Source organism: Vibrio sp. OPT18 (assembly GCF_015163615.1).
Lineage (GTDB): Bacteria > Pseudomonadota > Gammaproteobacteria > Enterobacterales > Vibrionaceae > Vibrio > Vibrio coralliirubri.
The window spans coordinates 114,720-140,571 of record NZ_JADDYK010000041.1 but is presented as its reverse complement, the minus strand read 5'-3'; the positions used below and the strand labels follow the sequence as shown (position 1 = coordinate 140,571).

The window sequence follows — 25,852 nt, the reverse complement described above, 5'->3', positions numbered from 1 at the left end:
TTTTATTAACTGGAGGGATGCTCTATCTTGCTGTGGCTCAGCTTGAAAAAGTAGAAACAGCAGCAACAGTACAATCATCAACAAACATTCGTATCGCAAGCTCTACCATTCGTTCCAACATCGAAGCCACATTCGGCAAACTCTATTTTTTAGAAACCAGTCTAGGCTTACCTAAAACGGCTCCAATTGGTGATAAAAAATTCAGAGAATTGAGTGATAATATTCTAAAAAGAACACCAAACTTCTCTGATATCGTTCGATACCAACCACAATCCCAACAATATATATCAAGTCGTGGATTACCTCTTTCCCATGAACAAATCGACTCCATAAAATGGAACTCAATAGACAGTGTGGTTGAAGATTTCTACATCTCTTCGATTTACCAGAAAGCAGATGGTCGTTGGGTGTTCGCAGTTAAACACACCGCCGAAAAGTTGAATGAAGAAATATGGATTGAGTTTGACCTTTTACACACCACACAAGGCTTAAGAGACTTAAAAACGCTTAATCACGGCTATGTGTTTGTCGTTGACCGAGCAACAGAACGACTGGTCTTTCACCCAGATCCAAAACGTATCGGATCTAAATCAGTCAGCTATCACGCGGGTATCAGCCATCAACTCTCACAAGGTGAAACCGTCGGTAAGCACGAATACTACTATCAAGATAACTTCAAAATATCGGTGTTTGACGCTGACAACAGCTTGAATTGGGTATTCATTGCAGGCACTGATCGCCATGATATCTTAACCAGCTCACACCAGTTTACTTTAACAGGCTTGGTACTTGGTTCACTGCTTCTATTGTGGATTGGCGCAAACTATTTGGCTTATCGTTTGAACGTGTCCTTGTCACAACTGAATAAAGTCGATGACCTTGTAAACTTTAAGCGAGAGTTAAAATCCATACTAGATAGCTTTACCTACCAAAAAGGCATCCAATTCTGTCTCTATCACCCTGACAACCACGCATTCAGTACCATCGACTATCACGGAAACAAATCAACGGTACATTGTGACAAAGCACTTGCAGAGCGATTTACACCGGACACCATGGCTTACCGAAGTGGTAAGTACGCCGATCCACTGGCGTGTAAACTCAAAATACACCAACGTCATTATTGTATTCCTTTGCACTCTCGCAAGCAGTTGATCGCAGTGCTCTATGTGAACGCAAACTTACCGATCAGCCAGAGTATTCTGCGAATGATCCGAGATTACACTGAGGTATCTTTGTCTAACTTACTGCTTCAACATCAATTGAGTAGCAAAGACCTGATGACGCAGTTAGACAATAAGAGCAGTTTCAGTATCGCCATCGAAAACTACGCGAGCGAGCCCGATACCTATGTTGCTCTGCTTGATATCGATAACTTCGACCACGTAAACCGTGCCTACGGTGAAGCGGTGGGTGACAAAATGATCAAGCTGACTGCAGAATCGATACGCTATTACTTCCCTAAACCGAAAGGCCTTTGCTTGGCACGTGTTGGAGGAAAGGAGTTCGCGGTATTATTCAAAGCCAATGATGTGAAAGATGCCAAATTCCAGCTAGACCAGTGCAGAGTCGGAATCGCGGAGAAAACCATCGTCACTCCAGATATCACCTTATCACTAGGGGTTAGCGTGGGATACTCGCAAATAGAAGGCGAAACAGACTCAGCTTTAGCGCTGGCGGAGCAGGCAAAGCTTATCGCGCAACAGCTTGGTAAGAACCGAGTGGAAGGCCATATCAGAGCCGTTGCCAAAGCATCGTAAACCTATACTAACAATTCTGTAGCCATCACACACCGCAAAGCACCTAGGATTCGCACCCTAGGTGCTTTTGTTTTTCTAGAAAGTCATTACAATGCGCCTTCGATAAGACAACATACCCTTTCTAACGACGCGAACCTTATGAAGCTAAGTAACCGACTGCAAACTCTCCATTCCTTTGTCAGCAATGACTACCAGCATATTTGGGACTGTTGCTGTGATCATGGCTTTTTGGGTGTTCAACTGTTGTCGGATAATAAAGCGCCTCAGATTCACTTTGTCGATATTGTCCCGTCTTTGATGAGTGAGCTTGAAGGCAAGCTAGCGCGCTACTTTCCACAAGATAACAGAGCCGAACAAACGGTTACCAGCCAATGGCAAGTCTACTGCATGGATGTCGCCGCTATCCCGATTGAGAAACATACTGGCAAGCACCTGGTGATTATTGCGGGCGTCGGTGGCGATCTTACTCAAAAGCTCGTTGATGATATTCATCGTCAACACCCAGACAAAGCGATCGATTTCTTGCTTTGTCCAGTGCATCAACAATTCGAGTTGAGAAGCCATTTAAAGGCGCTCAATTTTGGTCTTATTGATGAAGTGTTGATTGAAGAGAACCGTCGTTATTACGAGATTTTATTGGTGAGTAATAACCAAGGCGAGGCAGAAAAGAGCCAAACCGTTAGCGAGATATCAAACGTCGGTGACAAGATCTGGGCACCTAGCTGTGATGAAAAAATCAAAGTATCACAGCAATACAAAGCCAAAACATTGCAGCACTACTTACGTATCCATCAAGGACAAGAGAAGCAAGGCAAACCGAGCCAAGTGAAACATATCATTGACGCATACCAAGCTATTTAATAGTAGTAAGCACTAACTTTATCGCTTACCTTTAACACCGCCAATTCAATAAAAAAGCCGATAGTTCAGTGAACTATCGGCTTTTTTGATGCTATCTGTTTCGTTTGAGGTTACTGCTCTTGTTTCTTATGAACTGCATCAAGCCCGTCAATCGTTTCAGCCTCACGGAGCGTATCAACCCCATAAACGGTATCAAGATAGTCGTCTTTCTCTTTCCACGTGTTATTCAACCAACTGTGGAAACGGCGCTTAAACGCTTTGTCTTCAAAGTAATTGCCGTTCACGTTCTCATCCATCGGATGCAATTTAATACGCACCACGACCTTGGTCATTTTGCCTTTTAGCATGTCTTCAAACGGAGAAGTCTGGTTTTCTGGATAAGCCAGAGTGACATCAACAATACCATCTAAGATTGGGCCCATTGCCGATAGAGCAAATGCTACACCACCAGTTTTAGGCTTCAATAGGTGTCGGTAAGGTGTTTTCGCGGTCGCCAGTTTCTCGTGATTGGCACGCGTCCCTTCAACGAAGTTAACCAAGGTTGTCGGCGCTAGCTTGAACTTAGTACACGCTTTGTTGATTGCATCGAAATCATCATTACGACGTTCTGGGTTACGCAGCAAAAACTCACGCGAGTGACGTCTCATGAAGGGCATATCTAGCCCCCAACACGCCAACCCAACAAAAGGGACATACAGCAATTCGTGCTTAAGGAAGAACTTAGTCATCGGCATCTTATCTTTCAAGATAGAAGACAGAATAACAATATCTGCCCAGCTCAGATGATTCGACATCATCAAATACCACTGTTTAGTCGAGATATCTTCCCCACCTTCCACTTGCCACTCGATGTCGTTGTTCACGTTCAACATCCAAAGGTTGAGCGAAGCCCAGCACCAAAATGTGAAGTTAGCTAAACGAGTACACGACTTCTGCACAACAGAGATTGGCAGAATCAATTTGATGAGGCCAAAGAAGCTCACGGTAAACGCAGTCATTGCGGTATTGATGGTCACGAACAATACGTTCAAGGCCATACGAAGATTATCAAGCATAAAACACGGCTATATTGAGATCGAAAGCCGCCATTATACTCATCTGCAAAATATTCTCTTCAGTAATTGATTGAATACCCTAGGGGTCAAACCACTGTACTAATTTTGCTCGTATCCAAAGACTAATTCATCGTTCTTAATCAACAAAACCAGCATCAAAAAACATCAATAGCGTCATTTAGACTCAAAGCTAAATAAGTCTATTTGACACAATTCCAAATTATTTTTACGACAAACTTAGTATTGATAAGCATTCTCATTATTGGCATGGTACATGCAACTCCAAAATGTAAATAGTTGAGTATCCTTAATGAGATAACTTCTCTACGTAAAGGTGATGATATGACAGATATTCCTCATGGTTTGGTAACCGGTAAAGTCTTAAACAAGACGGAATGGACAGATCAACTGTTCTCACTTCAAGTCAGTGCTCCTGTCTCTCCCTATCAGGCGGGTCAGTTCACGAAACTTGGCTTGCCTAACAGTGAGGATGAGTTCGTAAGGCGTGCCTATTCCATGGTAAACGCACCAGAGCACGAACAAGGTCATCAACATCTGGAGTTTTTGATTATTAAGGATCAGAACGGTCAGCTTTCACCTCAACTTCATGAGTTGAAGGTGGGCGATGACATCTTTGTCGGCAAAGACCCAAGTGGCTTTATGACCTTAGATGAGATCCCAGAGATCGCCGACGATCTATGGATGCTTTCAACCGGGACCGCGGTTGGGCCTTTTATCTCAATGCTCGAAAGCATGCGGATACAGCAGCAAAACGGATCTGAATCTGAAAAAGTCGCCTCGTTCAAAAACCTTGTACTGGTTCATGCGGTAAGAACAGAACAAGACCTGACTTATCGAGACCGTATCGCTCAACTCGTTCATAACTACCAAGGGAAACTACAATATGTGCCAATTATTTCTAGAGAATCAGTCACCGGAACTTTGCGCGGACGAATCCCAAGCTTGTTACTTGGAGGCGACCTTGAGCAAACCGCGTCTGTCGCTTTCAATCAAACCCGCAGTTTTTTCTACCTTTGCGGCAATCCGCAAATGGTTCGTGACACGAGCGAAGCGCTAACTAGTTTAGGTTTCGAGAAGCACTTACGCAGAAAACCCGGTCAATTCAGCAGCGAGAACTACTGGTAAATAACAACCGCTACCACTTATACCGAAGCACAGAACAGTTAGAGAAGAGGTTTTATATGAGTCATCTACGTATTCCGTCACACTGGAAAATTCAACGTTCCACTCCATTTTTCACCAAAGACAACATACCAGCGGCGCTTCTCAACCATCACAATACCGCTGAAGGCGTATTCGGCCAGATTTGTGTAATGGAAGGCACGGTCACCTTCTACGGTTTTGCCAATGCAGAAGCGGCAGAACCAGAAAGTGTTATCACAATCGAAGCTGGGCAATTTGCCACAAGCCCACCTCAATATTGGCATCGAGTAGAGCTTAGCGACGACGCACAATTCAACATTAACTTCTGGTCTGAGAAAGAGACCAAGAAGATGTTCAACACCCGAAAGTAAGATCCATTCAATATTGATGAACTTATAAGCAAGCTGCCTCGTACTGTGATTTTTAATGTTCAAGAACTGAAGAAAAAGACCAAATAACCATAGTAATTACAATGACTAATGGTGATAGACAAGAGAAAAAAACTCTAGCACACTGAACAGAGTTATTAGTTTTAATCCCGTTTCAGAGAATGAATCAGTGGGTTATTTATATTTTAGGTAAGAGAGGAAGCCATGCTCAACATTGCTTTTTTTAGCTCAAAATCATACGACGAAAAATCATTCGAACTGGCAAAAGGCGAGCTCAACGCTGAGTTTCATTTTCACGATTTTCGACTCACTACAACAACAGCAAAAATGGCGCACGACAACGAAGTGGTTTGTGCGTTTGTAAACGACGACCTATCGCGAGACGTGTTAGAGATTCTTGCACAAGGCGGCACAAAGCTGATCGCGATGCGCTGTGCGGGCTTTGACAAGGTCGACCTAGACGCAGCCAAAGAGTTTGGTCTGCAAGTGGTTCGCGTTCCGGCTTACTCACCAGAATCGGTAGCAGAACACACGGTTGGCATGATGATGTGTTTGAACCGTAAACTACACAAGGCATACCAACGCACTCGTGATGCGAACTTCTCTCTTGAGGGGTTAGTTGGCTTTAACTTCCACGGAAAAACAGTCGGTGTGATTGGCTCGGGTAAGATTGGTCTAGCGACAATGCGTATTCTGAAAGGTTTAGGCATGAACATCCTATGCTACGACCCATACCCAAACCCATTAGCTGTTGAACTAGGCGCTAAATACGTTGAACTCGACGAGCTTTACCAAGAGTCTGATGTGATTTCTCTGCACTGTCCGATGAGTAAAGAGAACTACCACTTATTGGATGCAACGGCATTTGAGAAGATGAAAGATGGCGTGATGATCGTCAACACCAGCCGTGGTGAACTGCTTGATTCAACCGCTGCTATCGAAGCGCTTAAACAGAGTAAGATTGGTGCGCTTGGCCTTGATGTTTACGACAACGAGAAAGAGTTGTTCTTCCAAGACAAATCTAACGATGTGATTGTCGATGACGTATTCCGTCGCCTCTCTGCTTGTCACAATGTATTGTTCACAGGTCACCAAGCTTTCTTGACCAAAGATGCGCTGTTCAACATCGCCAATACAACGCTCACCAGTGTTGATGCCTTCTTTGCTGGCAACACCAGCGGTAACGAACTCGTTTAATCGCTAATTGAGTTAATAGCAGACTGAGTTAAAAACAAACTAGGTCTACAAATACAAAGCCACGCTATTCTGAAGTGAACAGCGTGGCTTTGTCGTTTATCCAGTATCCTAAAAACGTTCCTAGACGCAGAAATGACAATCTTCGGTGTCTAAACCATACACGCCTTTTCGAATGGCAAGGTGCTCTTCACCCGCTTTAATGCCCATCTCGTAACCTGCATTAAGAGTACTTTGATCCATAGTTAAACGCTTTACTGCGAACGCTTCTGGCGGCGCTATCACTTTAATGGTCGCATCTTTGGGTGGGTTACGAATGAACTCCAAAGACTGATTGTAGTTGTCGGCACGCACCGCCATCGACTCAGCAATATTTGGGAATTTCTTTAGTAGTTTTTTCAGCATCCATTGATGCTTTTGAGGCTTCATTCGGTAACTTAAAGGATGAGAAAGAATCACCGTAATGTCTCGCGCACCACGACGGTATGCTTCGCGCACCGGAATCGAATCCGCGACACCACCATCGGTATAACACCCACCAGAGAAGCACGGTGTTTCTCGGTAAGCAATAGGCAAAGCGGTGGTTGCTTCCACCACGTTAGAGAGGTTTTCTGGCTTGATATGATAGTAGTCCGCACTGCCCGTATCGACATTTGTGACAGCAGCGATGAGTGGGATACTTGAAAACAGCTCACCACAATCGAGCGGATAACGTTGATTGGATTCGTTCCATAACCACTTAACGTCTACCAAGTTGCCGCCCTTGGCAAAGCGAGCAGGGTTAAAGAAGGTCTTATCCGTCGCCATTGTGGTGATCACATCATAGCTGCGTTTTGGTGCATGAGATAAGTAGCCAACCAGATTCGACACACCTGCAGATACGCCGATGGCAAAATCATAAGGACGGAAATCGTCTTGCATAAAGGCGTCTAAAACTCCGGCAGCAAAAATGCCTCTCATTGCTCCACCTTCAACGATTAATGCGCTCTTATTCATCTCAAACTCTTCTACTTTATAAACTGATAGCTACAGAATAATCCGATCGCTCTTACAAAGATAATGGGATAGATTTATCAATTCGATAGGTAAAAACTATCAATGTGGATTGTTATATTTTTCAATAATTTAGGGTTGCTTAATAAACAGCGAGATCAAAAAAGGCCATCGAGTAATTCACTCAACGGCCTTTCAATTAACGAATCAAGATAATTGATTACGACTTAAATTCGCTCACGTCGATTTCAAGCAGTTTACCAATGCCTTCACCGTATGCAGGGTCGGCTTTGTAACAGTGTCTTAGGTGACGCAGTTGAATCTCTTTTGGTACGCCGCCTAGGTTACGAGCAGTGTTATCAAACAGAATCGCTTGCTTCTCTGGCGTCATTAGGCGGAACAAGTCACCCGGTTGCGAGAAGTAATCTTCATCTTCGCGGTGATCCCAGTGTGCTGCTGCGCCATCTAGGTTCAGTGCTGGTTCAGCGAAATCTGGCTGCTCAGCCCATTGACCTTCGTTGTTTGGCTCATAACCTAATGTGCCACCGAAGTTACCATCGACACGCATCGCGCCATCACGGTGGTAGCTGTGTACTGGGCAACGAGGAGCGTTCACTGGAATATGCTGATGGTTAACACCCAAACGGTAACGTTGTGCATCACCGTAAGCAAACAGACGACCTTGTAGCATCTTGTCTGGCGAGAAGCTGATACCTGGAACCACATTCGCCGGGTTGAATGCCGACTGCTCAACTTCAGCGAAGAAGTTTTGTGGGTTACGGTTTAGCTCGAATTCACCCACTTCAATCAACGGGTAATCTGCATGAGGCCAGATCTTAGTCAAATCGAACGGGTTGTATGGAACCTTCGCTGCATCCGCTTCTGGCATCACTTGAACTTTCAACGTCCATTTCGGGAAGTCTTGATTATCGATACTGTCTAGCAAGTCGCGTTGGTGGCTTTCGCGATCGTCACCGATCACTTGTGCCGCTTCTGCATCAGAAAGGTTCTTAATACCTTGCTGAGATTTGAAGTGGAATTTAACCCAGAAACGTTCGTTATCAGCGTTGATGAAGCTGAACGTGTGGCTACCAAAGCCGTGCATGTGACGGTAAGTCGCAGGGATACCACGGTCACTCATTACGATAGTAATTTGGTGCAGAGCTTCCGGAAGAGAAGTCCAGAAATCCCAGTTGTTTTTCGCGCTACGCATGTTAGTGCGTGGATCACGTTTCACCGCGTGGTTTAAGTCAGGGAACTTAAGAGGATCACGAAGGAAGAATACTGGCGTGTTGTTACCCACCATATCCCAGTTGCCTTCTTCAGTATAAAACTTCAATGCAAAGCCACGGATATCACGCTCAGCATCGGCAGCACCGCGCTCACCCGCAACTGTTGTGAAACGTGCAAACAAGTCGGTTTTTTTACCTACTTCAGAGAACAATTTTGCCTTGGTGTATTTTGTGATGTCGTGTGTAACGGTAAATGTGCCGTAAGCACCTGAGCCTTTCGCGTGCATACGACGCTCTGGAATTACTTCACGATCAAAATGGGCCAATTTCTCCAAAAACCAAACGTCTTGAAGAAGTTGAGGACCACGTTTGCCCGCAGTTTGAACATTCTGGTTATGAGCAACAGGACAACCCGCAGCTGTAGTTAGTTTTTTACTCATCATCAATTCCTTATTACCTTTTAGGTGCAGCATCTTTGTTGCACCGCCACTTCTGTATGGTAGTTATTCATCACACAAAACCACGCAGTAACTAAGGATATAGAATAAGCTTGAATCAAAGTAAAATATAATCGTTTGTAATTATCGTTATCATGGACGAAACCTATCAATTTAATGATCTAAATCATAATCATTCAATATTGATAGTAATATTTACAACATAACAATCAACAAGTTACATGGCGCTATAAGTTAATCCCATGATTGATCGAATCTTATCAAAACTCGCTAATTTTGCGATATTTTGTGACCTAACCTTAAAGTCGCTGCAATATTTCTTGCCGTTCTCGTCAAGTTGATACCAGCCTCTTGTAGTATTTTTTCTAAGGTTTGAGGTGATCTCACGGTACCAAACAAGCTGCTCATTTCGCCGTAAAGTGCTTCTACTTCGGTGCCTAGAGATCCGGCAATTCCTATGGTTGGAATGCCCTGTAAGCTCGCACGCTTAGCAATGCCATAAGGCGTTTTTCCTTGCAGAGTTTGATTGTCCATTTGACCTTCGCCGGTAATCACAAGGTCTGCGCCTTTCAATACTTCATCAGCTTGCAAAACATCAAGCACCATCTCAATACCCGGTTTAATCTGCATGTTAAACAACAAACCAAGCCCCATTGGAGCCCCACCAGCCGCACCATAACCAGTACGCTTGTGAACAGAGTCATCACCTCGAATACAACCTTGAGATTCAGCAACTTGAGCAAAATTCTTAAGCGCCTTATCAAGCATCAAGACTTGTTCCGGTGTCGCCCCTTTTTGTGGGCCGAATATATGGCTAGCACCGTTATGACCACACAACAGATTATCAACATCGCACGCCACAATTAACTCGATATCAGCACAGCGTGAATCCAGACCTGTAAGGTCAATCGATGCTAACTCCGCTAACGCAGCGCCACCTCGGTTAAGCTCTTGCCCTGTATTATCTAACAGTGTCCCACCTAACGCTTGAACAATACCCGCACCACCATCATTAGTCGCACTGCCACCCAATCCAAGAATAATCGTTTGAGCACCCTGCTCTATCGCTTCTAATATTAGTTGCCCAGTTCCGAATGAAGAGGCAATCATGGGATTGCGCAGCTCTGGCGCTAGCAAATCCAAACCTGATGCCGCAGCAATTTCAACCAGTGCCGTTTTGTTCGGGTTGCTATCGGATGGCTCAAGCATCGCCCATTCAGCATTAACCAATGCGCCCAACGACCCTTCCACTTGATGTGTTCGCTTTTGCCCTGCTAAGCCTTGCAGTAACACATCCACAGTCCCTTCGCCGCCATCGGCTAAAGGCAAGGTCACGTATTCAGCATCAGGGAAGATTTCACGAAAGCCCTTTTCAATGCACGCCGCCACAGATACAGCCGATAAAGATTCTTTAAACGAGTCTGGTGCAATAACAATTTTCATACTGAGAGATCCAAAAGATTAGTAATTTTGATGAGTGCCCGATCCAAAAATGCCCCTATTGAAGATCAGCAAGCTAATCACTTAATAGGGGCAGTATATAAAGGTAAGCAGTATTAGTTAGTAACGGCTGTCTTTACTTGTGATTTCTCTTTGCTTTTTAGCCACACGAATACAGCACCTAGAACCGCAATTGGAATCAGTGGGTCGATCAACGTACCGCCTTTACCAAACACTAAGTTTAGAATCATGATGATGCTTGCACCAATCGCCCATGCGATAGTTGAAGACACAGACCAGATCTTAATTTGGTCAGCAAGTTCAGTAATACCTAAGGTACGGTTGATGATGTGGAAGTATGAATCGTTCAAATGAGAGAAGCCAACCGGACCTACCGCACATGCAAGTGCTACGAATACTGGGTCTAGACCTAACGTTTCAACCAATGGCAGCGTCATCGTTGCTGCAACCATCATTGATGCCGTTGCTGAACCTTGGATTAGACGAAGCATTGAAGCAATTGCGAGTGGTACCAGTAGAGGTGGAATACCGCTGCTCGCGATAGCTTCGGCTACTTGAGGGCCAGCACCTGATGCTTTAAGTACTGCACCCATTGCGCCACCACAGCCAGTTACCACAAGAATTAGACCTGTAGTAGACAGAGCATCATCCATAGAGCTAACCATGTCTTTGCGCTCAATATGACGAGTAAGACCGTATAGTGCCATAAGAACACCGATACCAACAGCAACCACTGGGTTACCAATCAACGAAATAACGTTGTGCATTGCAGTGTCACCTTGACCAACAAGCGTGTTGATTAGGATGAATACGATTGGCAGCAGAATTGGACCGAATGATAAAAAGTTACTTGGTAGCTCTCTGTCATCTGTTTCTTTCACTTTCTCAAGGTTTGCCCAATCAGCTTGGTTAGTAATCCATGTCTCACCATTTGGTACGCGGTAGTACTCGTTACCTACTCGACGAATATAAATCATAGAAAGAAGCATCATAGGGATAGAAACCATCAAACCCCATAACATGTATTCACCTAGATCTACACCCAGAATTCCAGCCACAGCAACTGGACCCGGTGTTGGTGGCACAAGGGCGTGAGTGATAAGCAAGCCAAGCGCTAGAGTCACACCTAGGCCAACCGCTGACTTACCCGTATCACGTGAAATTGCGCGAACAAGAGAATGCAAAATGATGTACGCAGAGTCACAGAAAACTGGTATAGCGACAAGCACCCCTGTAAAACCTAGTGCTAAGTCTTCACGACCTTTACCACACAGCTTTACAAACGTTTTTGCCATTCGAACAGCGGCTCCAGAGCGTTCGAAACACGCGCCCATGATAACGCCGAACGCGATGATCAAACCAATACCACCAAGCACGCCACCAAAACCAGCTTTAATTGCATCAATCAACTCTGTTGGCGCCATACCCGCAAAAAGACCCATTATGATACTTGCAATAACCATAGCAAGTGCGACTGGGATTCTCGTTTTAATAATCATACCCATCATGGCTAAGATGCCAATTACGATGCCTATCAGTGCTCCATCCATTTTTATATTCCTTTTGTCTCTTTCTTCATTTTTATGAAAATTGTAGGGTGGTGCATATAGGTGATATCGGGATCACCTATTGCACTTTATCGTTATGTGTTGGCTTACCTGTAAGCCGTGTTATCTAAATCAGTTTTTACTTTTATGGTTCGTTACATATAAACGCCATTCACACCGCGCTATAAATAACTTTTTACCCAGCCAAGCCCCTCTTCTGTCGTGCCTCTTGGGTTATATTCACAACCAATCCAACCTTGGTAACCTGAATCATCCAAAACACTAAACAAGTGTGGGTAGTTCAGTTCGCCTTCCGATGGTTCATGCCTTTCTGGTACAGAAGCAATTTGGATATGACCGGTATAAGCAGCCACTTCACGAATCAAAGTACTTAGATCACCATCCATGATTTGCGCGTGATAAAGGTCGAGTTGCAGCTTCACATTTGGCCTATCGACTAACTTAATCAGTTCGACAGCGTCACGTTGGTGAGCAACGAAGTAATTAGGAACATCACGGCTATTTAGCGGTTCAATCATCAATTCGATGTTATGCTCAGCAAACTTATCTGCGGCAAAACGAATATTTGAGATAAAGGTTTCAACGTGTTGCTGCCTCGTGAAATTCGCATCATGTAGACCCGACATCGCGTGAACTTTCTTGCAATTCAGCGCTTTAGCGTAAATAAGTGCCGTATCAACGCTGGCTTTAAACTCTTCTTCACGGCCAGGAATCGCTGCGAAGCCACGCTCGCCTGCGTCCCAATCACCTGGAGGCATGTTGAACAGCGCCTGTTCAAAACCAAATCTCTGCATTTTTGCTGCAAGCTCTTCGGCCTCAAATGCATAAGGGAATAGGTATTCAACAGCTTTGAAACCGGCTTGGTGTGCTTTTTCAAAACGCTCTAGAAATGGTACTTCTGTGAATAACATCGTTAAGTTTGCTGCGAACTTAGCCATTATTTGCCTCTCCCTTTTAAATCCATCACTTCTTCGTCCGTTAGGTAACGGATATCATTCCCTTTCAATAAGAATGCTAATTTGGCGGTCTCTTCTAGCTCTTCAGCGTTATCAACGGCATCAACAAAGTCAGTGCCTGTTACTACTGGGCCGTGGTTTGCTAACAAAAATGCTCGATAATCACCTGCTCGTTTTGCCAACTCTTCAGCGATTTGTGGGTCACCCGGACGTAGGTAAGGAATGACTGGTAACTCGCCAATTCGCATCACGAAATACGGTGTGAAAGCCTTAATCGCGTTGTTACGATCCAACCCTTCAAGGCAAGACAACGCGGTAAGGTAAGTAGAATGCAAATGAACAATGGCATTGCATACAGGATTATTACGGTAAATCGCTAGGTGGAATGCCGCTTCTTTAGAAGGCTTCTTACCTGAGATGTGGTTGCCATCGATATCGACAACCGACAATTCCTCAGCGACAAGGCGACCAAATGAAGAGCCTGTTGGTGTTGCTAGAAAATGCCCATTAGGTAATTTGATAGACAGGTTACCTGCACCACCAGTGGCGTAACCTCGTTCGAACATTGAACGAGCGAGCGTGACCATTTGCTCTCTTAACTGCTGCTCGTTCATCAAAACTTTACTCATTTGAATCTCGCTTATGAAAAGAATGATTGAGCTTTAGCGAAGAAGTTTTCATCACCAAAATTGCCCGATTTTAGCGCTAGTGATAGTTCACCTTCGACCGATTTAACCCAAGGCACACCTGGTGCGATTTGAGGACCAATATGAATACCTTTCACAGCTAGGCTTTGCGTCACGACGCCTGATGTTTCACCACCAGCAACGATGAAGTTTTTCACGCCATGTTTTTGTAGTTTGATAGCGAGTTGACTAAAAAATTGTTCAACGGCGTGGCTTGAAGCTTGTGCGCCGTACTCTTCTTGAATTGCTTTTAGTGCGGCAGCATCTGCGGTTGCATAAACCAAAGGAGCAAACTCGCCTTGGTTATTGGTCATCACCCAATCGAACACTTGATTGGCGTATTGATCATTGGTTAAGCAAGCCTTCACATCGATAGCAAAGTGAGGAGCAAGCTGCTTGTATACCGCAACTTGTTGGTTAGTCATCACTGAACAAGAACCAGAGAACACAACGGTTGGTGCTTTGACTGGGCTACCGGCATGTTTTGCATCACTTTGGTCAGCAAGATGTTCTGTCCAATTTTTAGCGATACCAGCAGCTAGGCCTGAGCCACCTGTGATTAGTTTCAGAGATTTAGCCGCTTGACCTAACGTCACCAAGTGCTCTGCATTAAATGCGTCTACCACGGCGTAGCGACTACCTTGAGCTTTGAGTTCGTTAAAACGAGCGGTAACCGCATCAGCGCCCTGTTCAATCGTTTGAAAGTTAACTAAACCGGAAACACCTTCTGATTGTGCGTCCATCATTCGAACCACACTTGAATCCGTCATTGGTGTAACAGGGTGATTACGCATACCTGAATCACTCAATAACTCACCAAAAACAAACAAGTGACCGTTGTAAACCGTGCGACCATTTACTGGCAATGCAGGGCAAACCATAGTGAAAGATTCTCCAAGTTCAGCCAAAAGTGCATCTGTTACGGGACCAATATTGCCCTCAGCGGTACTGTCGAACGTTGAGCAGTATTTAAAGTAAAACTGTTGGCAGCCTTGAGATTGAAGCCATTTAAGCGCAGTAACCGAATCCGTCACCGCTTCGTCAACTGGGCAAGAGCGAGATTTAAGGCTGATCACCACAGCATCAGCTGATGTGTCAAACTCTCCCGTTGGAATCCCATTCAATTGAACAGTGCGCATACCGTTTTCAACCAAGAAACCAGCAATGTCTGTCGCACCTGTAAAGTCGTCTGCAATAACACCTAATAGCATGATTATTTCTCCGCCTTTGAAGTATTTACACCTGGTAGATCAATACCTTGGAATACTTTAATCACTGCGCTGTCATCTTCTTGACCAAAGCCAGCATTGCTCGCGCTAACGAACATGTTAAGTGCAGCACTTGATAGCGGGAGTGGGAATTTCAGGTCTTGAGCGGTATCTGATACCAAGTTCAAATCCTTCACAAAGATATCAACCATAGATTTTGGAGAGTAATCACCATCGACTACGTGCTTCATGCGGTTCTCGAACATCCAAGAGTTGCCCGCTGCATTCGTAACAACGTCGTACATCAAATCAAGCGGAATGTTTGCGCGTGCGGCTAGTGCCATCGCTTCAGCGCCCGCAGCAATATGAACACCTGCTAGTAACTGGTGGATAATCTTAACGGTCGCACCAAGGCCGATGGCCTCACCGATGTTGTAGACTTTAGCTGCAGTTGCATCGAGTACAGGAGCCAATACTTCGAATGTACTTGTCGAACCTGAAGCCATGATGGTCATTTCACCGGCTTCTGCTTTTACTGCACCGCCGGACACTGGCGCATCCAGCATCACAAGATCATGTTCAGCAAGCTGAGCTTCGATTTGTTTCGCGTCTTCTGCTGAGATCGTTGCCGAGACCATAACTGGCGTGTTAGGTCTTAGTGCCGCCGCAAGACCAGTCTTAAACAGTACCGTGTTAACTTGAGCTGCATTCACAACCAATACCAAAACTGAATCAAGTTTGTCTGCAAACTCAACTGCACTTGTCGAGACCGCTTTTGCGCCATATTCACCCAAGGTTTCAAGCGCTTGCGGATTCAAATCGAAACCATATACATCAAGCCCTGCACGCACGCATGACTTCGCTGCGCCCATGCCCATAGAACCTAAACCGATAACACCAACAGATTGAACTTCATTCATAGCAAGATGCCTTTCACGTAATTATTGAACTCTAGATTTGTTAATTCTTGTTTATGTTTGTGATTATATGTGAAGCAATCGAATGCGACTTAGTGACAAGTCACACTTTTAACAAAAGTTAACATTTATGAGTAATTTAACCCTTTAGAGGCATTAGATAAGGGTAATTTCGGCAGCAATCACAGTTCTAATTGCTATTTCACAACAGATATTCACAGATATTCACAAAACAGCCAAAGATTGATAGGATGATGAAAAATAAGAATATAGAAGAAGAATCATGATTCCAGCGGAACGTCAGAGAACCATTTTGTCACTATTATCACACCAAGAAGTGATCAGTATTTCTGAGCTTGTTGAGCACTTAGAGGTGTCTCATATGACCATTCGTCGAGATATCGTAAAGCTAGAGACATCAGGGAAAGTGATTTCAGTTTCGGGTGGCGTTCAGCTGACTAAAGCACTTCACAGCGAATTGTCACACGACATCAAGGTAGAACAGCAAGCAAGCGAAAAAGCTCAAATAGGTCAACTAGCTGCTCAATTGGTTCCTGAGTATTCGACTATCTACTTAGACGCTGGAACAACCTCTTTGGAGATCGCTCACCAACTTGCAGGGCGAGATGATCTGCTTATCATCACCAATGACTTCGCGATTGCCGCGTACCTAATGAACAGCACACAATCTGAGATTTACCATACTGGTGGCAAGATTGACCGTGAAAATCAATCGAGTATTGGGGGCAAAGTAGCTGAGTTCTTGGCAGGGATGAATATTGATATTGCGTTTATCTCTTCTTCATCTTGGAATCTAAAAGGGCTCTCGACACCTTGTGAAAATAAGGTATTAGTCAAACAAGCCATTGTTCAAGCAGCTCATTCAAACTATCTGATTTCAGACTCAACCAAATACGGACGTATCGCTACTTTCCACGCCTTAGATTTAAGTGCGCTTGATGGCGTGATCACCGATATTGATCTTTCGAGTAGCGTGATTGATGAGCTTCAAGACAAAGGCATCAAGGTCATTAATTCGTAACGGATTCCTCATCAAATTTCAGGCTCACCAACCAAACATTCAGAGCCTGAATACCACAACTCCAAAACCATCTATTTATCTACTCGATAAAAATAATTCTTACAATTAAGCGTTTATATTCATCAATAATATTGGCGGCGAACGGCATAATAGCCGCGAATCCTTTTAACGAGTTTGGTTATGTTCTACAAGCGTCTTTTGGTATTGGCTTTACCGCTTACTTTTGTGTTTCCCATCCATGCTGAAACGTTTGGTGAGCGAATGGCGCGCATCGAACAAGAGAATGTACTGGCGAAAACCATGAGTGAAGAACAAGTTGAGTTGATACAAAAAGTCGTACAGACCAACCACTGCGCTAAAGTGGCGTTAACTCATCACCAACGTATTTTGGGGCAATATAAGGTTGAGACGTCTTCTTCGGAGTTATTCGTAAAATGGCGTCAACTCGGTAAGCGGTTAGACGCTCAATACGAGACAGATTACCCCGGCTACCCTAAGCACGCTTTTCAGGAGTACCTTGCGGCTTCAAGTAAAGTTGATGGCTACCTTTTTGCTCTAATCGACAATGGCTTGAACGAGCAATCGTGGATCGCCAAAGAGTTTAAGCAGTGTAAAAAGAATAAGCTGATATCCCGAACCTAAGCTCTAGTCTGCTCTGGTTCGAGAGAGATCATTCGCATTGGTCTTAATAAAGTAAGAACCGCCCTTCATAACCGCCAATTTCGATTTCACTCACATAGTCACCAACGTGACCGTTAGCATCAACAGGTTTCATTGGGACATCCAGCGTAATGGTGAGTTTTGCCGCGTCATAAAAACTCGGATTCTTACCGTGGAAATCCGTGCGATACAACACACGACCATTGCTGAACTCTCTCGCTAACACCATGTCTTCAGGGCCACCAGCGACCACCTGATTTTCAGATTGATACATAAAGTACGTAAACGTCGGCAGAACGTGAGTCATACCATGGGGCAGATCAGCATGCACCATTTCGTTCATTGAGGCATCGCCAACGATGGTGTAGTCAGCGGGCTGAGGTGTCGTTGTCGATAGCATCAAAGGAATAGGCTCAAAGCCTTGTGGGATACGATGACTCGGCTCTCCCAAATCAACGGCCAATAACGAACTGGGTTGATAGGCAATGTTTTTAGGGACACCGCTTTGCCAGAAAGTGTCAGCCGTCGTATTGCCACTTCCATAGACGTAACCATTGTTCCACTGATTAAAGTAGCTATGTTGAGCGTGTCGATTGAGGTGGTAGATCGCTAGAGTCGAGTATTGGTCTTGCTTCCAATTCTCTTCACTATTTCCAAGATACTGAACTCGCCCATAACGCATTGTCGCCTGAAAAATAACACTTTGTCCATTGTAGGCGAGCGCAGAATTATCCCAGAATTTAGAGATCCCCGAGTAACCACTAAACCCAGTAGACGGAAAAATGTAGTGCTCGCGTAAATACAGAGATCCCGCCTCGCTAAGATGAGCCTGTCCATTTCGACCCAGCAAGTTCGCGGTTCCGATGTTCAACCCAATTGACGCATCACTTTCTAAAGCAGATAGATTTTTCAGAAACGCTGAAAATTGTTGTTTATAGAGATCATCCGCTTGATTCGAACCCGCAACTGCTCCTAACTCTTGAACATGCCCGCCAGAATGAACATAGAACTGGTTCGAACCAATGAGTTTATTTGTGTCGTCGTTGTACGCACCATTCAAACCTTGGCTTGCCCAGCTTTGCTTGTAGTAGCGATGAATAGCAGATAGATAATCCGCGTTTGCGACGTTCGTTAGCGACCAAGATGAGCTAGCGCTCCACATTCGACCAAATGGCACCACTCTTGATTCCCAACGAAAACGCGCTGTTGCGTTCTTATTGGTTCGATTTCGATACTCGCTTGGCGACAAGTAGTTATCGCCATCTAGGTCTGCAGACACATCAAAACCGCGGATTTTTCGCCATTGGCTGATAGCATTGCCGTCCGGCGTTGTAGTCGGAGCGTCGGTTAATTTGACGGTTGGAAAACTGTTTTTGAGTTTTACTTCTTTTAAACGCGGCCTGTCGTCGGCGTTCTCACTTTGCCAACGAACTCTCACAACGTATAAGCGCCCACCATCTCTCAAAAAGGTGGAGCCAAAATACTGGCCGCCACCATAGCTCGCACCACTGCCATCATGAGTTGTGGCTCTTACCCAGTTATCCGGAAGGTTCCAGATCACCGATTGGTTTTTGGTCATATTGAGCGTTTTGTCTTTCTTTACATCGAGCCTTTCCCACTGTGAAACCCTACCCTGAGAATCAATAGCTGTTGGGTATTCAATCCAAAATTCGCCGCTGCCAGCAAACTGTGAGAACTTAAAGGTCAGCCGTTCGAACTGCTCAGCATGATAGACATACAAAGCCCCACCCTGTTCGAAATTCTCAAACACATCGGCATCCCACGGAGGCTCTTGATACAGCCAAAAGCCAGCATGGTCTTCACTGGCTGTATAACCCAAGATCATAGGTTTTCGGTTTAACAGGGTCTTTTCGCCATGAGTTTTATCAACTTCGGCAATGACAGTATCTTCAGAAAAGTGCAGGAAATAGTCTTCGAAATTGAGGCCTTCTAACTCAGCTTGGTTACGGATATCGTTCTCCAACCAACCCGAGTTCATCGCCATGACTTGGTTGTACATATAACCAATTGTCGTGGCCCGCTCATTATCGGCTTTGTCGGCATAAGCTCCGAACACAATATCACTGTTGGTAATTTCCCAATCAATGACAGCATTCGCAGATAGTGGCGAGCCCGATAGATCGACACCCGCTTCATGTTGCCCTGGCAGCACAACTGCTGTACCAACAGCAAAAGCGTAGCCAGCGATTAAACATGACGGTATCAGTGCGAGCAGCCCAGAAATGTAGGTTTTCATGATTCAAATTTCCTAATCGATACTGCCATGCCTTAAATCACAAGACGAAAAGTCAGCCAACTTACGTGTCAATTTAGGAATCAAAATACGAAAAAAGTATCGACTACATGGCTCTATTGTTCAAGTGCTCGTCTGTCTTGTTTCATCGGTGGCAAGTAAAACGAGCAAATGCCGATTCAAAATCAATGCATTAAGGAAAAGGTAAATTTTTGTGATTTTAATTTTATTTGGAAACCAAGTATCTCCGGCTGACGAGAAATCCGCTCAGATTTTCTCAAAATGAGAATAATACGGTTTGGAAGATGGGAAGTTATCAGAGCCTAGAACTCAGAGCATGACTTGGATTTGCTGTATCGAATCTCAGTTTGAGCGCCACAATGTTGAAACTCAATTTGGATAGGCTAGTCTCGGTCATCTAAACAAGAACGATGACAACAGAGAGTGGTAAATAAAGCGATGTACGTTGACTATCATAAGCGGCTTGTTCCCGTTATACGCTATTTAGAGAAGCACTTTAACGATCCGCTCAACTTGATCGAAGTCGCGGCATTAGCTAACTTTTCACCCTACCATTTTCATCGTACTTTTAAGGCCGTTCAAGGCGAAACGCTTGCTGATTTTATCAGACGATTGAGACTCGAAGCGGCAGCCAACGATCTCTTCAAAACCAAGCAACCTATTATTAATATTGCACTAGATTACGGCTTCTCATCGTCTCAAAACTTTGCCAAATCCTTCAAGCAACACTTTGGCGTTACGCCTAGCGCATTTCGTGATTGTGAAGACTACCAAGCTTTCGGTGAGTTAACTCGAAATAGCAAGATTGGACACACGTTGCGCAAGAATGGAAACGATGCAGTTACGAGTAATTCATATACTGGCTCCGAACTTTCAACATGGAGTAAGACAATGAAAACGCAACAATTCGAATCATCAAAATTGGCGTATGTGCGAGTAACAGGCCCTTATGGAAAAGGGTATGAAGAGCCTAGCGGCCGCCTTTATCAGTGGGCAGAAATGAAAGGATTATCAGGCAACACCTGCATGTTCATTTACCATGATAACCCAGAAATCACACCGACAGATAAGTGCCGAACAGACATTTGTTTAATGGTTCCAGAGGATGTCGAAGTACCCAGCGGTATCGAGCTAAAGGACTTTCCCGGTGGGCAATATGCGGTGACGAGACAAACGATCACCGAAATCGGCCAATATGCCAAAGCTTGGGATGATTTAATGAGTAACGTCATTGAGTCCGGTATTGAAACAGACGATCGACCTTGTTTTGAGCTTTACCACAGCTACGATCCGCAAACTCAACATTCAGACGTCAGCTTCTGTACCGCAATTAAATAACGACAATCAAAGCCTACCTCGCGTAGGCTTTCTTCTCTTCGGTTCGCTTGCCAACGGCTTTGTTGATTAATTAAGTTTATGGATAGCGACATCTCGTTTCGTAGATTTTTAGTCAATCAATGAGAACAAATACTAGTAGATACCAGTAATGTCATAACCCAAACGGATTTCATCCATCGCTTGAGGCTCGAAGCACTTTCCTAACGCGTACAGTAAAAAACATCACCGCACATGCGGTATAGAGCTTACCTACCCATAAGCCGATATTGATCAGCTGAGTTTCTTGCTTAATGAGACGTTGATACTCAGTATCAGAGAGGTAAGGATCGTCAAAGAGGACAACGTTAATCCCCCACATAAACCAAACAGACCAAACGACACTTCCTACTAGCAGCCACAGAGCTAGTATCAAAAATTGCTCGAACACACCTAGCAGTGTGTTCTTGTTAAGCGAAATTTGAGCTTTATTCATTTCACGACCTTTTTATCACGACACAGTTGAGGGATTCTAAAGAAGCAAGAGCACTAAAGCCTCTTGTTCCACTTCCCTTGATGGTCACGGTCGCAGTTTTCTTGCGTATCGTAGCTCACATGCTTATCGATATTCTTCAGTTGAATTCCAACTTGATTGAACGCTTGTTGGATAGCCCCTGAGACACTTTGCTTGCCTTCACCACTTAAGAAGTTCGTTCTATCCTGATTGGTATCGAATACACAGACAATTTTCAAACTTTGCGGAAAAGAGGAGAAGTTGACCGAGTGAGTCACCCACAAAAAACCATCGAAGCCTTTTAATGTGTCTTCACAAACGTCAGTTAACACGTCTCTGATTTGATTCTCGATTTTCTTGTCTGATTTACGCATGCGGTAAAGGTCCTATTTAACACCTTAAAAAATGAGGTTTTTCGGTCAGTTTCGTACTACCTGATATTGGACACTGTGGCGGTTTCAAATGCAAAGTATTTATTGGGAGAGTCGACTAGAAGATATAGAGGAAACGCCTCATGTTTGATAGCTTACGAGGCAATCAAACATGAGGCGAATATAGAATTTACGACGATGTTAGCTCGCCGCTTGTTCCCAATCAGTCAGTAACTTCATGATCACACGAGAGTCTTGGTGGCTCGCCATTGGCGCAGCAAGTTGTGTGTCACCTCGCTCAACCGCTTGGCGAATATTACGCACTTGATAATGGAAGCCATCACCTTGCGCTTCGACTTTCACTTCACGGGTCGACGTTTCATAGATCTCTACCGTAAACGTGTTGTCTTCGGTCGGTAGCCATGGGTTGGTGTCGAGTGTGATACAGCCTTTGCTACCTAAAATCGTGAACCCATGCTTTAAGCCGTGGTCTTCCGCGGTGTGGATTTGCGCGGTAAAAACGGTCGTTGAAACGCATCATTGCCGATGATTCACAGATATTGCTATCTTGGCCTCGTCGACCGATTACTGAGATCTGCACATCATCGAACACGCTCTCGCCAAATTGCTGCTGCGCAACAGAATGAATCAGCGACATTGGGTAACAACCTAAGTTGTACAACGCGCCTTTGCTCGCAGGGTTAACGAACTGGTCAATCGCCGCAACGTAGGAACCTTGGATCGAGCGCACTTCGCCAATCTCACCTGTCGCCAACTCTTGATGAAGCTTAGCGATGAGCGGGTGGTTTAGATACATCAAACCTTCTGCGAAGAATATACCCGCTTCTTTTACCGCTTGCAGAGCTTGCTCGGTTTTTTCCATATCAACCGATAACGATTTTTCACACAGGATCGCTTTGCCTTTTTGAGCCGCTTTAATCACGTATTCGTGGTGAACGTGATTTGGTAGAGCGATGTAGATGATGTCGACTGACTCATCTTCAATCAGGGCTTCATAGCTGTTGAAGGTTCGTGTTGGTTGGTATTGGGCTGCAAACTCGTTCAGTGTTTTCTCTGTGCGCCCTGCGACGGCATACAACTCGCTTTGTGCATCGCCTTTGATCGCATCCGCCATTACGCCTGAGATAAAGCTGGTTCCTAGAATTCCCCATTTCATGGCTTACTTCTCCTGATCTTTTGATTCAAGCTGAGTTTCGAACGCTTGAACTAATTCGGTAATATCACGCTCAATAAACGCTTGGGTATGAGGCATACCGAAGTGCTGATTAATCGCTTCACGGTTTGTGTATTGCTCTAGCAAGATCACGCGGTCGCTTTGGTTTTGATCATAGGTTGCAATTGCTTGTAGGCAGCCCGGTTCACTTTGCATGTCTAAGCAAAACTGTTCGATGGCTTCTACTGCAGCATCACGTTCAATGTTCGTTTTTATCTTAAGTTCGGCAGTAACAAAGATGATTTCGTTTGTTTGAGGCATTTCACGCTCTTATTTTAGTTAATTATCGGTTTACCATTAATATAATTAACCCCTAATAATTGATAAACTCACCTTTTGTTTATTGTTTATCAACCAAGAGTGTTCAATGGATAAGTTAGCCAGCATGAAGGTCTTCGTTTACGTGGTCGAGCAAGGCAGCTTTCGCAGTGCCGCCAACCACTTCAACTTGTCGGCAACCATGATCAGTAAACATGTCCACCACCTTGAAACGAGCCTCAACTCTCAACTGATTCATCGCACCACGCGTAAGCAGTCTTTAACCGATTCAGGTCAACTTTATTATCGAGAATGTAAGCGAATTCTCGAAGACATCAGCAACGCTGAAAACCTGATTCAAACCTTGGAAAACCAGCCACAAGGGACGGTAAAGATAAACTGCCCGGTCACCTACGGGAACAAGGTGCTTGCCCCGATTGTGGCTAAGTTCCTCGCGCATCACCCAACGATTAATGTCGAACTCGTGCTGAACAACGACCTTGTCGATCCTTATTCATCCGATATTGATTTGATTGTGCGCATCGGTGACCTGTCTGATTCAAGTTTAGTCGCCAGATACTTAGGGGATTATGAGATGTGTTACTGCGCGGCTCCTGAGTACCTTAATCAACATGCTGAGATTCGTGTGTTGGAAGACCTTGCACAACACCCATCGCTTGGATTCAGCTATAGCAGCCGTCGTGATGTGAATGGTCGTGATACTCAACTACGTAATAATCAAAACAGTGAGTCGCAACTCCTAGCCCCTCAGAACCACCAAGCAACACTTAACGCGGGGAATAAAGGGCAAGTACGTTTGATGTCAAACAATGGGGATGTGTTGCGATATGCTGCCCTGCAAGGTGTGGGCGTGTTGTTACAGCCGACTATCTTAGTTGCCGAAGAAATTGAGCGTGGAATGCTATTGGAGATCTTGCCCGGCATGGCACCTTTCCCTAAGCCGATTCACTTGCTCTACAAGACCAAGCAACTGTCGTTGAAGAACCGAACCTTTGTCGAATTCTTGTTAGCCACTCTTTCTGAGTAACTAAGCGCTTTCTAAACAACAAAACCGCTAGACTGTTTGCCAATGGCTCATCAAGCGTTTGCCAAGATCAGAGGGCGTGGTGTTATGGACGACCATCTCATCACATTGGTTGAACACCATGAAGTGTTTTAGCTCATCGCATAAGGCATGAACGAATGATTCATGATTTTTGATTCGCTCTTCCACAACCAAGTTGCGAATATTAAGTAGGCCGCTCTTCCTGTCGACCTTGCAATCCATTCGTGCCACCAGCTCACCTTGCCACAGAATCGGCAAACTAAAGTAACCAAACTGCCGCTTCGCCTCTGGAACGTAGCACTCTAGAAGGTAATCAAAGTTGAACAGTGATTGCATTCGCTTTCGTTGAATCAACAAGTTATCAAACGGAGACAGTATCTTTAATTTAGTTCGAGAAAGAGGCTGATTCAACAGCTCAAAAGCATCCGGCAACACATAATAATCCGAGCCTTGAACATCCACTTTCATCAACTGCTTATCTTCAAGCATCCGCTGGAGTGTTGTCTGAATCAGAGGTTTTGTGTTCTTGAGTAGATAGCTCATTTCCGACGCTATTCCCACACCATTAGCTTCTAAATAACGCGTAATTAGATGCTCGATGTACTCTTGTTCCGTTGGTTCTGAGGTATCAATAGCACTCGGCAAAACTCGTTCGGTTAGGTCATACACCTTATGGAAGTTCACTCGGCTCGGCACCATTAAGTCACCTTGCATAAACAAAGTCTCTAGTGCCTGTTTGGCAGGTTTACCGCCCCATCCGCCGGGGTTTGGTCTATCCCCTTCAAAGTCTTTCGCCATTAATGGCCCTTCGCTCTCAATGCGTTTGAGAACATGCGCCATCAGTGCATCATCCTTTTTATACCAATGCTTAAGCTTACCGGTAGCAAACCCGTTCTTTCGATGCAGGCTGAAGCGGTAGTCGCGCATAGGCAGATAAGCAGCAGCGTGCGACCAATACTCAAACACTTCTCGACGCTCTAGCAGCTTGTCGAGATGATCAAGCTTGTAGTCTTGATTACGATTCCACAGCGTATGGTGGTGAGCTCGCTGAATCACAGAGATGGTATCAATTTGAACATACCCAAGGTTTTCAATCGCAGACAGCGTGTTCGCCAAAGTTCCTCCATTGCGTTGCTTTTTAGGTGGCAATTTTTGCGAAAGCAGTACAATTTTTTGCGCTTGAGCGAGTGACAATGATTCCATGTAATTCAGACTC

The 25,852-nt window shown here is 44.7% G+C and carries 23 protein-coding genes and 1 pseudogene; 9 read left to right on the top strand and 15 right to left on the bottom strand.

All coding sequences use genetic code 11. The features are described 5' to 3' along the window. Positions 1-17 precede the first annotated feature (17 nt). Both IQQ51_RS10050 and IQQ51_RS10045 read left to right on the top strand, forming a co-directional pair. The gene (locus tag IQQ51_RS10050) at positions 18-1,760 is read left to right on the top strand and encodes a diguanylate cyclase (RefSeq protein WP_193840964.1); all 1,743 of its coding nucleotides are present in this window, start codon (positions 18-20) and stop codon (positions 1,758-1,760) included. 138 nt (positions 1,761-1,898) lie between these two features. Further along, complete coding sequence (locus IQQ51_RS10045; protein WP_193840963.1) at positions 1,899-2,621, top strand: tRNA (adenine(22)-N(1))-methyltransferase; 723 nt, start codon at positions 1,899-1,901, stop codon at positions 2,619-2,621. A gap of 110 nt (positions 2,622-2,731) precedes the next feature. Here the strand turns inward: IQQ51_RS10045 and IQQ51_RS10040 are convergent, their stop codons facing one another. Further along, positions 2,732-3,676 (bottom strand): acyltransferase, encoded by a 945-nt coding sequence (locus IQQ51_RS10040; RefSeq protein ID WP_193840962.1) that lies wholly within the window; start codon positions 3,674-3,676, stop codon positions 2,732-2,734. Positions 3,677-4,018: 342 nt separating this feature from the next. Between IQQ51_RS10040 and IQQ51_RS10035 the strand changes: the two genes are divergently transcribed. The 3 genes from IQQ51_RS10035 to IQQ51_RS10025 all read left to right on the top strand — a co-directional run bounded on the left by IQQ51_RS10035 (position 4,019) and on the right by IQQ51_RS10025 (position 6,426). Beyond that, on the top strand, positions 4,019-4,822 hold the full coding sequence (locus IQQ51_RS10035; RefSeq protein ID WP_193840961.1) for a ferredoxin--NADP reductase: 804 nt from the start codon (positions 4,019-4,021) through the stop codon (positions 4,820-4,822). A 56-nt stretch (positions 4,823-4,878) separates the two neighbouring features. Further along, positions 4,879-5,211 carry a DUF1971 domain-containing protein gene (locus IQQ51_RS10030; protein ID WP_193840960.1) on the top strand — a complete coding sequence of 111 codons (333 nt, stop codon included), beginning with the start codon at positions 4,879-4,881 and terminating at the stop codon, positions 5,209-5,211. A gap of 222 nt (positions 5,212-5,433) precedes the next feature. Continuing rightward, on the top strand, positions 5,434-6,426 hold the full coding sequence (locus tag IQQ51_RS10025) for a 2-hydroxyacid dehydrogenase (RefSeq protein WP_017063995.1): 993 nt from the start codon (positions 5,434-5,436) through the stop codon (positions 6,424-6,426). Between the two features lie 120 nt (positions 6,427-6,546). Here the strand turns inward: IQQ51_RS10025 and IQQ51_RS10020 are convergent, their stop codons facing one another. From IQQ51_RS10020 to ltnD, 8 genes are all read right to left on the bottom strand, one after another. Next, on the bottom strand, positions 6,547-7,419 hold the full coding sequence (locus IQQ51_RS10020; RefSeq protein ID WP_050647742.1) for a patatin-like phospholipase family protein: 873 nt from the start codon (positions 7,417-7,419) through the stop codon (positions 6,547-6,549). A 217-nt stretch (positions 7,420-7,636) separates the two neighbouring features. After that, positions 7,637-9,088: a catalase gene (locus IQQ51_RS10015; RefSeq protein ID WP_048609850.1), complete on the bottom strand. Its 1,452-nt coding sequence runs from the start codon at positions 9,086-9,088 to the stop codon at positions 7,637-7,639. Between the two features lie 288 nt (positions 9,089-9,376). Further along, the gene (locus IQQ51_RS10010; RefSeq protein WP_193840959.1) at positions 9,377-10,549 is read right to left on the bottom strand and encodes a glycerate kinase; all 1,173 of its coding nucleotides are present in this window, start codon (positions 10,547-10,549) and stop codon (positions 9,377-9,379) included. Positions 10,550-10,662: 113 nt separating this feature from the next. After that, complete coding sequence (locus IQQ51_RS10005) at positions 10,663-12,117, bottom strand: GntP family permease (RefSeq protein ID WP_193840958.1); 1,455 nt, start codon at positions 12,115-12,117, stop codon at positions 10,663-10,665. Positions 12,118-12,296: 179 nt separating this feature from the next. Continuing rightward, positions 12,297-13,073 carry a 2-oxo-tetronate isomerase gene (otnI, locus tag IQQ51_RS10000; protein WP_193840957.1) on the bottom strand — a complete coding sequence of 259 codons (777 nt, stop codon included), beginning with the start codon at positions 13,071-13,073 and terminating at the stop codon, positions 12,297-12,299. Beyond that, a complete protein-coding gene (locus IQQ51_RS09995; RefSeq protein ID WP_017086591.1) occupies positions 13,073-13,720 on the bottom strand; it encodes an aldolase in 648 nt (215 codons plus the stop codon). The genes otnI and IQQ51_RS09995 overlap by 1 nt, the downstream gene beginning before the upstream one ends. 11 nt (positions 13,721-13,731) lie before the next feature. Next, complete coding sequence (gene otnK / locus IQQ51_RS09990; protein WP_193840956.1) at positions 13,732-14,988, bottom strand: 3-oxo-tetronate kinase; 1,257 nt, start codon at positions 14,986-14,988, stop codon at positions 13,732-13,734. Positions 14,989-14,990: 2 nt separating this feature from the next. Then, positions 14,991-15,905 (bottom strand): L-threonate dehydrogenase, encoded by a 915-nt coding sequence (ltnD, locus tag IQQ51_RS09985; protein WP_050643396.1) that lies wholly within the window; start codon positions 15,903-15,905, stop codon positions 14,991-14,993. A 280-nt stretch (positions 15,906-16,185) separates the two neighbouring features. Between ltnD and IQQ51_RS09980 the strand changes: the two genes are divergently transcribed. Both IQQ51_RS09980 and IQQ51_RS09975 read left to right on the top strand, forming a co-directional pair. Next, positions 16,186-16,944: a DeoR/GlpR family DNA-binding transcription regulator gene (locus IQQ51_RS09980; protein WP_017072299.1), complete on the top strand. Its 759-nt coding sequence runs from the start codon at positions 16,186-16,188 to the stop codon at positions 16,942-16,944. 180 nt (positions 16,945-17,124) lie between these two features. Next, positions 17,125-17,586, top strand: a complete 462-nt coding sequence (locus IQQ51_RS09975; protein ID WP_193840955.1) for a hypothetical protein — start codon at positions 17,125-17,127, stop codon at positions 17,584-17,586. Positions 17,587-17,629: 43 nt separating this feature from the next. Here IQQ51_RS09975 and IQQ51_RS09970 read toward each other — a convergent pair whose 3' ends face one another. Beyond that, complete coding sequence (locus tag IQQ51_RS09970; protein WP_193840954.1) at positions 17,630-19,861, bottom strand: hypothetical protein; 2,232 nt, start codon at positions 19,859-19,861, stop codon at positions 17,630-17,632. 456 nt (positions 19,862-20,317) lie between these two features. Between IQQ51_RS09970 and IQQ51_RS09965 the strand changes: the two genes are divergently transcribed. Further along, positions 20,318-21,217, top strand: a complete 900-nt coding sequence (locus IQQ51_RS09965) for an AraC family transcriptional regulator (protein WP_048609870.1) — start codon at positions 20,318-20,320, stop codon at positions 21,215-21,217. 169 nt (positions 21,218-21,386) lie between these two features. Here IQQ51_RS09965 and IQQ51_RS26890 read toward each other — a convergent pair whose 3' ends face one another. The 4 genes and pseudogenes from IQQ51_RS26890 to IQQ51_RS09945 form a co-directional block, all read right to left on the bottom strand. Continuing rightward, the gene (locus IQQ51_RS26890; RefSeq protein WP_228012780.1) at positions 21,387-21,689 is read right to left on the bottom strand and encodes a hypothetical protein; all 303 of its coding nucleotides are present in this window, start codon (positions 21,687-21,689) and stop codon (positions 21,387-21,389) included. 53 nt (positions 21,690-21,742) lie between these two features. Beyond that, entirely contained in the window at positions 21,743-22,081 is a 339-nt protein-coding gene (locus tag IQQ51_RS09955) for a hypothetical protein (protein WP_048610494.1), read from the bottom strand. A gap of 198 nt (positions 22,082-22,279) precedes the next feature. Further along, positions 22,280-23,255: pseudogene (locus IQQ51_RS09950) on the bottom strand (Gfo/Idh/MocA family protein). A 3-nt stretch (positions 23,256-23,258) separates the two neighbouring features. Then, positions 23,259-23,573, bottom strand: a complete 315-nt coding sequence (locus IQQ51_RS09945; protein WP_193840953.1) for a putative quinol monooxygenase — start codon at positions 23,571-23,573, stop codon at positions 23,259-23,261. A 106-nt stretch (positions 23,574-23,679) separates the two neighbouring features. Between IQQ51_RS09945 and IQQ51_RS09940 the strand changes: the two genes are divergently transcribed. Continuing rightward, positions 23,680-24,618: a LysR substrate-binding domain-containing protein gene (locus tag IQQ51_RS09940; protein WP_193840952.1), complete on the top strand. Its 939-nt coding sequence runs from the start codon at positions 23,680-23,682 to the stop codon at positions 24,616-24,618. 27 nt (positions 24,619-24,645) lie between these two features. On the opposite strand, the gene IQQ51_RS09935 is transcribed toward IQQ51_RS09940, so the two are convergent. Beyond that, the gene (locus IQQ51_RS09935) at positions 24,646-25,839 is read right to left on the bottom strand and encodes a winged helix-turn-helix domain-containing protein (protein WP_193840951.1); all 1,194 of its coding nucleotides are present in this window, start codon (positions 25,837-25,839) and stop codon (positions 24,646-24,648) included. Positions 25,840-25,852 lie beyond the last annotated feature (13 nt).

What these genes read in the sequence shown, in the direction of transcription:
- IQQ51_RS10050 (WP_193840964.1), top strand. Translation starts at nt 18, where the DNA reads ATGCTCTATCTTGCTGTGGCTCAGCTTGAAAAAGTAGAAACAGCAGCA.
- IQQ51_RS10045 (WP_193840963.1), top strand. Translation starts at nt 1,899, where the DNA reads ATGAAGCTAAGTAACCGACTGCAAACTCTCCATTCCTTTGTCAGCAAT.
- IQQ51_RS10040 (WP_193840962.1), bottom strand. Translation starts at nt 3,676, where the DNA reads ATGCTTGATAATCTTCGTATGGCCTTGAACGTATTGTTCGTGACCATC.
- IQQ51_RS10035 (WP_193840961.1), top strand. Translation starts at nt 4,019, where the DNA reads ATGACAGATATTCCTCATGGTTTGGTAACCGGTAAAGTCTTAAACAAG.
- IQQ51_RS10030 (WP_193840960.1), top strand. Translation starts at nt 4,879, where the DNA reads ATGAGTCATCTACGTATTCCGTCACACTGGAAAATTCAACGTTCCACT.
- IQQ51_RS10025 (WP_017063995.1), top strand. Translation starts at nt 5,434, where the DNA reads ATGCTCAACATTGCTTTTTTTAGCTCAAAATCATACGACGAAAAATCA.
- IQQ51_RS10020 (WP_050647742.1), bottom strand. Translation starts at nt 7,419, where the DNA reads ATGAATAAGAGCGCATTAATCGTTGAAGGTGGAGCAATGAGAGGCATT.
- IQQ51_RS10015 (WP_048609850.1), bottom strand. Translation starts at nt 9,088, where the DNA reads ATGAGTAAAAAACTAACTACAGCTGCGGGTTGTCCTGTTGCTCATAAC.
- IQQ51_RS10010 (WP_193840959.1), bottom strand. Translation starts at nt 10,549, where the DNA reads ATGAAAATTGTTATTGCACCAGACTCGTTTAAAGAATCTTTATCGGCT.
- IQQ51_RS10005 (WP_193840958.1), bottom strand. Translation starts at nt 12,117, where the DNA reads ATGGATGGAGCACTGATAGGCATCGTAATTGGCATCTTAGCCATGATG.
- otnI (WP_193840957.1), bottom strand. Translation starts at nt 13,073, where the DNA reads ATGGCTAAGTTCGCAGCAAACTTAACGATGTTATTCACAGAAGTACCA.
- IQQ51_RS09995 (WP_017086591.1), bottom strand. Translation starts at nt 13,720, where the DNA reads ATGAGTAAAGTTTTGATGAACGAGCAGCAGTTAAGAGAGCAAATGGTC.
- otnK (WP_193840956.1), bottom strand. Translation starts at nt 14,988, where the DNA reads ATGCTATTAGGTGTTATTGCAGACGACTTTACAGGTGCGACAGACATT.
- ltnD (WP_050643396.1), bottom strand. Translation starts at nt 15,905, where the DNA reads ATGAATGAAGTTCAATCTGTTGGTGTTATCGGTTTAGGTTCTATGGGC.
- IQQ51_RS09980 (WP_017072299.1), top strand. Translation starts at nt 16,186, where the DNA reads ATGATTCCAGCGGAACGTCAGAGAACCATTTTGTCACTATTATCACAC.
- IQQ51_RS09975 (WP_193840955.1), top strand. Translation starts at nt 17,125, where the DNA reads ATGTTCTACAAGCGTCTTTTGGTATTGGCTTTACCGCTTACTTTTGTG.
- IQQ51_RS09970 (WP_193840954.1), bottom strand. Translation starts at nt 19,861, where the DNA reads ATGAAAACCTACATTTCTGGGCTGCTCGCACTGATACCGTCATGTTTA.
- IQQ51_RS09965 (WP_048609870.1), top strand. Translation starts at nt 20,318, where the DNA reads ATGTACGTTGACTATCATAAGCGGCTTGTTCCCGTTATACGCTATTTA.
- IQQ51_RS26890 (WP_228012780.1), bottom strand. Translation starts at nt 21,689, where the DNA reads ATGAATAAAGCTCAAATTTCGCTTAACAAGAACACACTGCTAGGTGTG.
- IQQ51_RS09955 (WP_048610494.1), bottom strand. Translation starts at nt 22,081, where the DNA reads ATGCGTAAATCAGACAAGAAAATCGAGAATCAAATCAGAGACGTGTTA.
- IQQ51_RS09945 (WP_193840953.1), bottom strand. Translation starts at nt 23,573, where the DNA reads ATGCCTCAAACAAACGAAATCATCTTTGTTACTGCCGAACTTAAGATA.
- IQQ51_RS09940 (WP_193840952.1), top strand. Translation starts at nt 23,680, where the DNA reads ATGGATAAGTTAGCCAGCATGAAGGTCTTCGTTTACGTGGTCGAGCAA.
- IQQ51_RS09935 (WP_193840951.1), bottom strand. Translation starts at nt 25,839, where the DNA reads ATGGAATCATTGTCACTCGCTCAAGCGCAAAAAATTGTACTGCTTTCG.